11 protein-coding genes are annotated in these 10,514 nt (G+C 64.1%); 6 read left to right on the top strand and 5 right to left on the bottom strand.

From position 1 onward, the window contains the following. Positions 1 to 172 precede the first annotated feature (172 nt). Together CCR82_RS19165 and CCR82_RS17685 are read left to right on the top strand one after the other, a co-directional pair. Positions 173 to 298 (top strand): Thivi_2564 family membrane protein, encoded by a 126-nt coding sequence (locus tag CCR82_RS19165; protein WP_338073207.1) that lies wholly within the window; start codon positions 173 to 175, stop codon positions 296 to 298. A 447-nt stretch (positions 299 to 745) separates the two neighbouring features. After that, entirely contained in the window at positions 746 to 1,924 is a 1,179-nt protein-coding gene (locus tag CCR82_RS17685) for a DesA family fatty acid desaturase (RefSeq protein WP_201247136.1), read from the top strand. A gap of 34 nt (positions 1,925 to 1,958) precedes the next feature. On the opposite strand, the gene CCR82_RS17680 is transcribed toward CCR82_RS17685, so the two are convergent. After that, positions 1,959 to 2,096, bottom strand: a complete 138-nt coding sequence (locus CCR82_RS17680) for a hypothetical protein (protein ID WP_201247135.1) — start codon at positions 2,094 to 2,096, stop codon at positions 1,959 to 1,961. Between the two features lie 207 nt (positions 2,097 to 2,303). Here CCR82_RS17680 and pgi point away from each other — a divergent pair, with 207 nt between their 5' ends. After that, a complete protein-coding gene (gene pgi, locus CCR82_RS17675) occupies positions 2,304 to 3,944 on the top strand; it encodes a glucose-6-phosphate isomerase (RefSeq protein WP_201247134.1) in 1,641 nt (546 codons plus the stop codon). 34 nt (positions 3,945 to 3,978) lie between these two features. Continuing rightward, the gene (locus tag CCR82_RS17670) at positions 3,979 to 4,464 is read left to right on the top strand and encodes a cyclic nucleotide-binding domain-containing protein (protein WP_201247133.1); all 486 of its coding nucleotides are present in this window, start codon (positions 3,979 to 3,981) and stop codon (positions 4,462 to 4,464) included. Between the two features lie 20 nt (positions 4,465 to 4,484). On the opposite strand, the gene CCR82_RS17665 is transcribed toward CCR82_RS17670, so the two are convergent. Next, positions 4,485 to 5,846 (bottom strand): MFS transporter, encoded by a 1,362-nt coding sequence (locus CCR82_RS17665; RefSeq protein WP_201247132.1) that lies wholly within the window; start codon positions 5,844 to 5,846, stop codon positions 4,485 to 4,487. Between the two features lie 130 nt (positions 5,847 to 5,976). Between CCR82_RS17665 and CCR82_RS17660 the strand changes: the two genes are divergently transcribed. Then, positions 5,977 to 6,432, top strand: a complete 456-nt coding sequence (locus tag CCR82_RS17660; protein ID WP_201247131.1) for an SRPBCC family protein — start codon at positions 5,977 to 5,979, stop codon at positions 6,430 to 6,432. A 53-nt stretch (positions 6,433 to 6,485) separates the two neighbouring features. On the opposite strand, the gene CCR82_RS17655 is transcribed toward CCR82_RS17660, so the two are convergent. Both CCR82_RS17655 and CCR82_RS17650 read right to left on the bottom strand, forming a co-directional pair. Next, a complete protein-coding gene (locus CCR82_RS17655) occupies positions 6,486 to 7,484 on the bottom strand; it encodes a BatD family protein (RefSeq protein WP_201247130.1) in 999 nt (332 codons plus the stop codon). A gap of 59 nt (positions 7,485 to 7,543) precedes the next feature. Next, the gene (locus CCR82_RS17650; protein ID WP_242513585.1) at positions 7,544 to 8,878 is read right to left on the bottom strand and encodes a Coenzyme F420 hydrogenase/dehydrogenase, beta subunit C-terminal domain; all 1,335 of its coding nucleotides are present in this window, start codon (positions 8,876 to 8,878) and stop codon (positions 7,544 to 7,546) included. A gap of 274 nt (positions 8,879 to 9,152) precedes the next feature. Here CCR82_RS17650 and CCR82_RS17645 point away from each other — a divergent pair, with 274 nt between their 5' ends. Next, on the top strand, positions 9,153 to 9,548 hold the full coding sequence (locus CCR82_RS17645) for a phosphate-starvation-inducible protein PsiE (protein ID WP_276570602.1): 396 nt from the start codon (positions 9,153 to 9,155) through the stop codon (positions 9,546 to 9,548). Here the strand turns inward: CCR82_RS17645 and CCR82_RS17640 are convergent. After that, positions 9,506 to 10,414, bottom strand: a complete 909-nt coding sequence (locus CCR82_RS17640) for an alpha/beta hydrolase (protein WP_201247129.1) — start codon at positions 10,412 to 10,414, stop codon at positions 9,506 to 9,508. The two genes, CCR82_RS17645 and CCR82_RS17640, sit on opposite strands and share 43 nt — an antisense overlap. Positions 10,415 to 10,514: the final 100 nt, after the last annotated feature.

The following is a 10,514-nucleotide window of genomic DNA, read 5'->3' as shown; positions in this document are numbered from 1 at the left end:
TCCGGAATCTTGCGGGCATCGTTCATCCACTCGTTGGCCATGATATCCTCCGCAGGGTGGTCTGATCGCCTGCTTTAATTATAGACCAGATGCGTTAGTTGTCTGGATTACAAATGGCTGGACAATAATCACATTGATCGTCATCCTCGTCGTTGTCGGATTGATCCTATAGTTGATCAATAACCACCTGCCAATGGACGGTAAAATCAAGAAGATCCTGAATGTGCTCGTCGTGCTCATCGTGATTCTCTGGCTATTGTCCGTCTCTGGGCTTATTCCAGGGCTGTCTTTGATGTAGTGCGGTTAGTCGATGGGTAAAACGTCATCAATGAATAGTTGTGAAGTTCTTATGAATCAAGAGCAAGCCGAAGGCTACTACAAAGATTTAAAATGAGAAGATCCTGACCGAAGGCTCTTTTTATCGCCGCCTATCAGGACGTCACGGTCCTACGCCTAGGCGAGCTTTGGGCCATCCCGATCATGCTGCGGGCCTTGGTCATCGCCTGGTCCAACACCTAGCGTAGCGGTCAACAATGGCCTGTTTAAGTCAGCAAAATCAGACTCTTAATCCGCTGCTCGAAGGATAGCCGCCGTAGGTGGGCTAAGGGATGATCAAGGCCGGCGCGAGCCCCGATCACGCCAGCGTCCACGGTGTTCCATCAATGTGCGATACCGTACCGACTCCAGCGGGCGTGAGGATCAAGCTATATCAATCACGACCTATCACAACTTGGAGTCCGATCTCATGCCACTTAGTCTCATTGAACTGCCCTGGTGGGGGTATGTACTCGTCATCCTCGGCTTGACCCACATCACCATCGCCTCGGTCACCATCTTCCTGCACCGGCACCAGGCGCACCACGCCTTGGACCTGCATCCGATCGTCAGCCATTTCTTCCGCGCCTGGTTGTGGCTCACCACCGGAATCATCACGCGCAATTGGGTCGCCGTCCATCGGAAGCATCACGCCAAGTGCGAGACCTCGGATGATCCGCACAGCCCGCAGATCTACGGGCTCAACAAGGTCCTGTTCGATGGCGTCGATCTCTATAGCCGCGAGGCTGCGGTGGCGGAGACGGTGGAGCGCTACGGGCACGGCACGCCCAACGACGCCCTCGAGCGCCACCTCTACGCGCGGCATAGCCAGCTTGGCATCGGGCTCATGCTGGTGATCGATCTGATCCTGTTCGGTCCCATCGGGCTCACCGTCTGGGCGGTCCAGATGCTGTGGATTCCGTTCTTCGCCGCCGGGGTCATCAACGGTGTCGGCCACTACTGGGGCTACCGCCGCTTCGCACCCAATGATGCCTCCAGGAACATCGTGCCCTGGGGCATCCTGATCGGTGGCGAGGAGCTGCACAACAACCACCATGCCTACGCCACCTCAGCCAAGCTCTCCAATCAGTGGTGGGAGATCGACATCGGCTGGTTTTATATCCGCCTGCTCGCGGCAGTGGGACTCGCCAAGGTGCGGCGCGTGGCGCCCAAGATACAGATCGACCCGAGCAAGCGGCACTGCGATGCCAACACCTTACAGGCCATTGTCATCCATCGCTATGCGGTACTGGCCAGGTTTGCCGGCAGTCTGAAGTCGACGGTCAAGCAAGAGGTGCGCAAAAGGCAACTTGGGGCGGCCTTCGGGCTCGGCGAGAAGAGGACGCTGCGAGTCGTCCAGAGCGGGTTGCAGCGGGGGGCGGAGAACCTGCCCGCGTCCGAGCGCCTCATCCTGGAGCGGTCGCTCGCGGCCAGTCCGCTGTTGAGCATCCTCTACGCGATGCGCCAGGAGCTGGTCGCCTTATGGAGCCGCTCCAACGCCTCGCGCGAGCAGTTGGTCGAGCAGTTGGAGCGCTGGCTCCAGCACGCCGAGACGAGCGGCGTCATCGCGCTGCGGCAGTTCTCCAAGCGGCTCTGTGGCTATAGTTGAATCTCCCTATCCGGTCGTCGGCGTAGCGATCAAGCTATGCCGTCGAGCCGCCTTTGGCGTTGTCCATCAAGCCCTTGGGCTCTTGCTTGGTCTTCTTCGCATTGCGCTTCTCCTTCAGCGTCAGGCCGGGTTTCTTCTTCGTTTCCTTGTTGCTTTGTCTTTCTTTGGTCATGGCATGCGCTCAGGGTCAGTATGGGGTGGTCGAGGGCTGCTAGGTGATAGCGGTCGGTCTCACTCCATGCTATGCCAAGCGGCCTAGCCCTGACTCTGCGCTAGCGAACTTAGCGCCTGACATTGCCGCCGCTGGCCGGCATCCTCATCGTTGCCAGCGTACAATCGCCTTCGATCGACCATCCACTCAGCCGAGGGAGTCCCAAAGATGGCACTCGTGAGTTCGACCCCAGCATGGCAGGCCCTAGAACGGCACTGGCAGCAGATGTGCTCGCGGCACATGCGCGAGCTGTTCGCCGATGATCCAGCCCGCGCCGAGCGCATGAGCGCTGATGCCGCCGGGCTGCATCTGGATTTCTCCAAGCATCTCGCCACCGATGAGACGCTGCGGCTGCTCTTCGATCTCGCGCGCGCGGTCGACCTCGAACACTGGCGCGAGCGCATGTTCACCGGCGAGCACATCAATCTCAGCGAGGATCGGGCCGTGCTGCACACGGCGCTGCGCAACCGCGCCGATGCGCCCACGCTGGTCGACGGCGAGGATGTGATGCCGGCGGTCGACGGGGTGCTCGCGCGCCTGCGCGACTTCAGCGAGCGAGTACGCTCGGGCGAGTGGAAGGGACACACCGGCAAGGCCATCACCGATGTGGTCAACATCGGCATCGGCGGCTCCAACCTGGGGCCGAAGATGGTCTGCGAGGCGCTCAAGCCCTATCAGTCCGATCAGTTGCGCCCGCACTTTGTCTCCAATGTCGACGGGACCCACCTAGCCGAGACGGTGCGGGGCCTGAACCCAGAGACCACGCTGTTCATTGTCGCCTCCAAGACCTTCACCACGCAGGAGACCATGACCAATGCCCAGAGCGCCCGGCGCTGGCTGGTCGAGGCGCTCGGTGATGACAAGGCGGTGCGCAACCACTTCGTCGCCGTCTCCACCAACACCGAGAAAGTGGCCGAGTTCGGCATCGATACCGATCAGATGTTCGCGTTCTGGGATTGGGTCGGCGGGCGCTATTCGCTCTGGTCGGCGATCGGGCTGCCGATCGCGATCGCGGTCGGCTTCGAGCGCTTCGCCGAGCTGCTCGCCGGCGCCCACGAGATGGACGTGCATTTTCGCTCGGCGCCGCTGGAGCAAAACCTGCCGGTGATCCTGGGCCTGCTCGGGGTCTGGTATCGCAATTTCGCCGGTGCCAAGACCCACGCGATCCTGCCCTATGATCAGTCCCTGCAATACTTTCCGGCCTATTTCCAGCAGGGCGACATGGAGAGTAACGGCAAGCATGTGACCCGCGAGGGCCAGCGCGTCGATTACAGCACCGGGCCGGTGGTCTGGGGCCAGCCCGGCACCGATGGCCAGCATGCGTTCTACCAGCTCATCCATCAGGGCACCGAGCTGATCCCGAGTGACTTCATCGCGCCGATCAAGAGCCACCATCCACTCGGCAACCACCATGATCTGCTCATCGCCAATTGCCTGGCGCAGACCGAGGCGCTGATGCGCGGGCGCACGCTGCAGGAGGCGAAGGAGGAGATGATCGCCGCTGGGGCCTCGGAGGCCGAGGCCGAGCGGCTGGCGCCGCAGCGTCAATTCGACGGCAACCGGCCGACGAGCACGATCCTGCTCGAGCAGATCACGCCGCACGGTTTGGGGGCGTTGATCGCGCTCTATGAGCACAAGATCTTCACCCAGGGCATCCTCTGGGGCATCAACTCCTTCGATCAGTGGGGCGTCGAGCTGGGCAAGAAGCTCGCCAACGTCATCATCGACGAACTCGAGGCCGGCGAGGTCAGCGCGGATCACGATGCCTCGACCGCCGCGTTGCTAGGTTATTTCCTCGCGCGTCGTTAGAATCCGCCCTCACTGTCAACCGAGGACCAGATCGATGACCGATGAAACCGATTTCACCTATCTTCGCCATTCACCCCTGACCGCCGGGCTCAGCGATGATCAGGTCTATGCCTTGGCCAATATCGCCTATTGCCGGCGACTGGCCGATCAGGAGGTACTGATCGCCGAGGGCAACGTCGAGAATAGTCTGCATATCATTGCCGAGGGCGGCATCGCCGTGACCCGGGATCTTGGGAAGGGCGAGTTCACCACCATCCATGTGCTCCACACCGGTGATCTCGCCGGTGAACTGGGCTTCATCAGCGGCCAGCCGCATACCGCGACGCTGCGCTCGTTGGGCCGCACCCAGGTCTGTAGTCTCGAGCGCAGCGCCTTCGAGTCGCTGCTCGAGAAAGACCCCTGGCTGGTCTATAACGTGATGCGCAACATCATCCAGGTGAGCCAGGACATCCTGCGCCGGATGAATGCCCAGTATGTGGAACTGACCAAATATGTCTATCGCTCGCACGCGGTGTTCTGAACCGGCGCTTCCGAGTCGCCTCAGTCGGGCTCGGAGACCTCGCGTAGACCGAGCGCGGAGAGGGCGGCGGCGAGTGCTGCGATGCCAAGCACCAGGATCACGAAGGCGGTGCCGAAGAGATCGCCGAGCAGCCCGATGAGTCCCCCGGCCAGCATCGCGAGGCCGATCACGGTGTTGCTGACCGCGACCATCGAGGCGCGGGTCTCGCTGCTGGCCATGTCGACCAGATAGACCTTGCGCCCGAGTCGCACCCCGGCATGCGCGATGCCGAGCAACAGGAACAGCAGGCCGAAGCCGAGCCCCGTCAGCAGCGAGGCGGCGAAGTGCTCCAGCGCCCAGGTCAGGATGCCGAGCAGGCCGGCGAGGGCGGCCGCGACGACCATCACCAGCCGCGCCGAGCGGTCGCTGAAGCGGCCCCAAAGTGGGGCGCTGAGGCTGTTGGCCAGGCCGCTGGCGATGATCAGCAAGCCGAGTGCGCCGAGGTCGCCGCCGCTGTCCTGCTCGGCCAGGAGCACATAGAAGGGCGGCGCGAGCGCGACGCTCAACAGTGCGGTGCGCACCAGCACGAAATAGCGGAAGGTCGCATCGGTGCGCAGCAGGCCGATGCTCTCGAGGGCGGCACTGAGGGCATTGCCGCCGCCCTCGGTGGCGCCCGGCTGTTCGCGGATCAGCACGAAGACGCCGGCGGCGAGGGCGAACGACAGCGCAGCGCCGCCGAGCAGCAGGATGAAGAGCAGGCTGCTGCTGTCGTCCTCGTCGAAGAACTGCAGCGCGAGGCCGAGCGCCAGTGTCAGCGTGCCGGCGATCCCGGCCGCGAGCCCCATCAGGTGGCCACGCCGCGCCTTGGAGACGGTCTTGCCCAGCACATCCTTGGCCGAGACCGAGCAGAGCCCGCGCATGAGGCTGAACAGCGCCAGGAGTCCGACGATGATCCAGCCGGCGAGGGCGCCGGTGAAGGTCGCCGCGGCCAGCGCCATCAAGGCCAGCGCGATGGCCGAGGCGAGAGATCCGATGATCCAGACCCATTTGCGCACCGGCAGGCGGCGGATCGTGGCCGCGACGGCCAATTGCGGCAGCAGCACCCCGGCCTCGCGGATCGGTACCAGCAGGCCGACGATCAGCGCCGGCGCGCCAAGCCAACCGATCAGCCAGGGCAGCACCAGCTTGGCGCTGGCCAGTTCATCGGCGACCTTGGTCAAGAGGTTGGCGAGCAGATAGGCAAAGAAGTTGCGCGGTTGGTCGTTGCAGGATTCGCTCGGGATGTCCTTGCAGACGCGCGCATCCTCGTCGCCGGTGATCAGATCGTAGAGGCTGTCGATGGGCGATCGACGCGGCCGAGGCGTTTGGAGGGTTTGCGTCGAGTCGATGGACTGTTGGTTCATGGCGAGCGGTGACTGCGAAAAAATATCCTTGCGTGACGAGCACGGAGGCCCACTTGAAGGAAAGAAACCCAGCGCTTGCGGCGGCGCTCGCAAGGCCCATCATCCGAGACTGGTCAGCGGAGGTGAAACCTTGGTCAAGGCAGAAGCCCGTATCGAGATCGAACGGTCTCCGGCGTTGGTCTATCGCTTCATCGCGGAGGATTTCGCGCTGAATTATCCGCGTTGGTCACCTGAGGTCAAAGAGCTGGAGATCAACACCCAGGGTCCGCTGCGCGTTGGCAGTGTCGGGCGCCAAGTGCGGGTCGATCAGGGGCGGCGCACCGAGTCGGTATTTCGCATCACCCAGATGGAGCCTGCGCAGCGGCTGACCTTCGAGAGCAACGCGCCGAATTTCCTCGTCGATTATCATATCGCGCCCCAGGCCGAGGATCGCACCCAGCTCACCTTTACCTTCGAACTCAGGCGCTTGGAGCTGATCATGCGCCCGTTCGAGAAGCTAATCCGATACGCGGTGCAAGAGGGCGCCCAGCGCAACGTGCGCACCCTGAAACGGCTGATCGAGTCCGAGCAGGAGAGGGTTTCTTGAGTGCGGTGCCGAGAGTGTGGTTGCCTGAACGTGATAGGCGATCTGCCTGGCGATCAGCGCGCGCGTCGAGACCGGCGCCAGGCCAGCCCGGCGAGCAGCAGCGCGCCGAGCAGGCCGGCAAGCCAGGGCCAATGCGCGAGCAGCCAGAGCTGTTTGATCGCTGACGGGGTTGGCGCGGTGCCGGTGCTCGGCTCTCGCCGGTCGGTGCTGCCCGCGCGCTGCCAAGCCGGTGTCGGCCGGCGCGAGGCGGAGTCGAGTTCAGCCACTTGCAGGTGCCATGCGGGCAGGCGGGCGCGCTCCCAATCTGCGGTCTCGACGTTCCACCACGCCAGCGTCACGCCAGGCAACTCATAGAGACCGGGCTCGGCGCTGCCGAGGGTTATGCGCTCACTGCGATAACCGGTGACGCCGTCTGCTCCGTACTGGTTCCAGAGTCGCGGTGCATCCGCGTGCATCTGGAGCTGAAACGGCACCGACGGTTGGATCGGCGGCAGATCCTCGGCGCGCAGCCCCACGGCCTTCAGCGTCAGCATGCGCTCGATGACCTGCCCTGGCGCCAGGCGGACCATGCTAGGGCCTGCCTCGCTCAGGCTGACTGCAGTTGCTGGGAGCCAGGAAGAGGCGTTCGAGAGCGGAGCGGGCGCCACTTCGATCTCGATGGCGTCCGAGCGCCGCTCTTGGGGGCCGTCCGTGCCCGGCCACCAGCCGGAAAAGAGCGCCGGCGGAATCTCGAGTCGACCCGCGTGACGCGGAAACAGCGCATAGCGATGCTCCTGGACCCAGGATTTGGAACCCTCGTCACTGCCGCCGAGGCGCAGCAGATCGGCGCCCTCGGGTCGCGGTGGGATCAGTCGTCCCGGCGGTAATGGACCCTCACCGATGACGAGGATGCGGAGCAGGATCTGCTGGCCGACGATGACCGCTTGCCGGTCGGTGCTCGCCTCGACGCGCACCGTGTCACGGGGAGCGAAGGATGCCTCGATCGGCTCGGTCTCGGACGCATCGGCGCCAAGCGCTATCAGCAGCAGCGGTGCGAGCAGCAGGATGACCAATCCTGATCTGGTGTGGTGTGCGCTGTTCGCACCTCGGGCGCTCTTAGCAGCGCCTTGGCTCATGCGCGAGAGGCCGTGTCACCGCTTGGGTGCTCGATACCGGACTCCGGCGTCAAGGGTCGGCCGAAGGTCTCGGCATAGTCCTCCGCATAGGGCGCGAGCGTCCGATAGACATGCGCTGGCACGATGCGCTGCTCGAAGCGGCCGAAGCGCTCGCGCACATGCTGCAGGTTGCGGAACAGCTTCATCTCGATGATGGCGCGCGCGAACTCGAGCCCGCGCGGTCCGCGATGGCGCTGTAGCCAGGCGATCAGCATGCGGATCGGCTTCGGCGGCTTGCCGGGTGGGTTGGCCAGCATCTGCAGGTAGCGCGGCATGCCGCGATGGCGATCGCCGGCGCTGCTCGCGGGCTGGAATTCCAGCTCCGGGCGCAGCATCTCCAACAGCGCCTCGCCGCGCTCGCTGCGCGCCAGCACCCATTGCCAGCCGAGCGGGGCGCCCATGTAGCCGATGGTGATGTCGGCGAGGCTATTGGGATAGTCGAAGCAGGACAGACAGGCCGAAGGGAAGACGCCATCGAGTTTGTCCATCGGGAAGTCGATGAAGTTGAGCTGCTCGATGTGGCCGTCCTCATGGCGCATCTTCAGGCTGTAGTCCTGCATGAATTCGTAGTGGACGATGGTCCGGGGCGATTTCGAGACTTGGTCCAAGAAATAGACCAGGTCCGGGTAGGCGACGTTGTCGCTGCAGGGGATGCCGATCACATCGAGCCGTTCCAGGCCAAGCTCGGCCTCGAGCTGGGGCTGGGCGGCGCGCAGCATGTGCACCTGACAGCTGGTGCCGATGAAGGCGAGCCGTTTGACGCCACGCGCGCGCACCTCGTCGAGCAGCGCGAGGTTGGGTGAGAGGGCTGGTTTGTTGCCGGCACTCGCGCGCACCTTGTCGGGCGTGCGGGCGAGGATCGGACGCGGCGCAAAGCGGGTGCCGGGCATGGTGGTGGCGGTGATCACCGCCTCGACCTCGCCGCGCTCGAGCAGCCGCGCGCCGAGCGTGGTGACCATGCCTGACCATTGCGCGCCCGGCACCGGCGGTTTCATGCGCGCGATCTGCATGTCGCGGTAGATGCCGAAGCGCAGTTCGTCGCCGTCCTGACGGTTGCGCCCGAACAGCCGCTGCTCGATGGCCTCGGTCTGGTTGCGCACGAAGACGCAGGTGCGCGCCATCTCGGGCTTGAGGAAGCTATCGCAGAGGCCGCAGTCGCTGCACAGCTTGGGCCGCCCAGCGAGGCGCGCATCGCGGCTGAGCAGGGTGGTCTCGCGCAGGCCCTTGGAGGGGCCATCGCCCATCAGCTCGGGCTCGAGGTCTTGGAAGGCGTCAGCGGGCTGGTCAGGCATGAGAGGCGGGCTGCTCGGCGGAGGTTCGGTAGACAGTGGCGCTTTTGTAACCTCGAGGCGCCGCGTCTGGGTATGCGTTAGGTCAGGCTGGGGCCGGATCAACCGCTGGCAAGCACGCGAATCCATTGTCGCGTGAAGGGATGCTAGACGCGATCGGTTAGGATAGTATTCTTACCATGATGAGTAAATGACCATGATGAGTAAATGTTCAACGCCATCCGCTGCGGATTCCGAGCACGGGGGAGGCTCCCGCAGGTTGCTGCGGCGTGCTAGCTTGGGTGCCCTCGAGCTGTTCGAAGGGATTGGACTCATCTTGATTACCATCGCGGCTATGATCGCGGCGGGTCAGGAGATCTGGCAGATGATCCAGATCCGCGAGGTCAGTCTAGCGGATCTGTTGCTCTTGTTCATCTATCTCGAAGTGCTAACCATGGTTGGCATCTATTTAGAGTGTGGCGCCCTGCCGGTGCGTATTCCGCTCTATATCGCTATCGTCGCACTCGCGCGTCACTTGATCATCGGTATGAAGACCATGAGCGATGCCCAGCTGATCGCCACCAGCGCGGCCGTGCTCATCCTTGCCTTGGCGGTTCTAGTCGTCCGTTACGGCCATTTTCGTTTCCATGATCAGTCCGACTCGAAAGCCCAGAAGGACGGCGAGCCGGATTGAGCGCTCTCCAACGGCCACTCAGCCGCCCGACCAGCCGCCAGCGCCGTGATCGCCGCCACCGCCTGCCGCATCACCCACGCGCGCAAGCGCCTCTTCTCCCGCGCCGTGCCCGGTGCTGGGTCCGCGCATAACCACTCGCAGAGGACATCGGTCGGCGCCTCGAAATCACAATGACCCGCCTGCGGAATCCGCAACAAACGCGCCTGTTTGCGCTCGGCAAAGAGCGCCTCCGCGTTCCCCTGAGCATTGCAATCGGTCGGCGACCCCGCCAACCCCAACAACGGCTGCTCCAATTGCCGCGCCGCGCGCTGTCCGATGCCCTGGGTATCCACCAGATCCAGAGTGACCACGCCCAGCGCCCGCTGATCATGGCGCGCCGCCACCAAGGCCGCCAGGCCCCCGGCCGAGAACCCGACATAGATTCGCTCCCCGCCGCCGACCTCGGCCTGCAGATGCCGGGCCAGCGCGATCATATCCAACCCATTCTGCTGATGACGCCCGGCCCAGGGACGCATGTTGCACAGGTCCAGCGTCGCTACCGCCAGCCCGGCCGCCGCGATTGCCTCCGCCAACCCGCGCATCCGCGCCTGCGAGCGCAGGAACCCATGCCCCAAGACCACCAACGTCGGCTCCCGCGCCGAGCGCGCCGCCGCCTCCGGCCGATAGAGCCGATATGCCAGCGGGCAACCGGTCGTCGAGGGCAAGACCCCATGCTCCGGTCTGCCGCCGTCCATGCCCGCACCCGACCCCGCATCCAAGCCAGACTGCGGTGCCAACTCCAGGCCACCCGGCACCCAAGGCGGCCGTGAACAACCGGCCAGCAACAGCAGACCGGTACAGATCCACACCCCAATACGCCTGCTCATATCCATAAACCCCAGATGGCTCTACCCAGGGCAACGCGCAAGCCAACGCCTCCAAGCAAGACTGACACCATGCCGCCAACCCCAGCCCCCATCCACCGCC

The organism is Halochromatium salexigens (assembly GCF_016653295.1).
GTDB lineage: Bacteria > Pseudomonadota > Gammaproteobacteria > Chromatiales > Chromatiaceae > Lamprobacter > Lamprobacter salexigens.
This window is presented reverse-complemented; position numbering and strand designations above follow the sequence as displayed.

Coding starts and splice junctions, on each gene's coding strand:
- CCR82_RS17685 (WP_201247136.1), top strand. CDS start 746: ATGCCACTTAGTCTCATTGAACTGCCCTGGTGGGGGTATGTACTCGTC.
- CCR82_RS17680 (WP_201247135.1), bottom strand. CDS start 2,096: ATGACCAAAGAAAGACAAAGCAACAAGGAAACGAAGAAGAAACCCGGC.
- pgi (WP_201247134.1), top strand. CDS start 2,304: ATGGCACTCGTGAGTTCGACCCCAGCATGGCAGGCCCTAGAACGGCAC.
- CCR82_RS17670 (WP_201247133.1), top strand. CDS start 3,979: ATGACCGATGAAACCGATTTCACCTATCTTCGCCATTCACCCCTGACC.
- CCR82_RS17665 (WP_201247132.1), bottom strand. CDS start 5,846: ATGAACCAACAGTCCATCGACTCGACGCAAACCCTCCAAACGCCTCGG.
- CCR82_RS17650 (WP_242513585.1), bottom strand. CDS start 8,878: ATGCCTGACCAGCCCGCTGACGCCTTCCAAGACCTCGAGCCCGAGCTG.
- CCR82_RS17640 (WP_201247129.1), bottom strand. CDS start 10,414: ATGAGCAGGCGTATTGGGGTGTGGATCTGTACCGGTCTGCTGTTGCTG.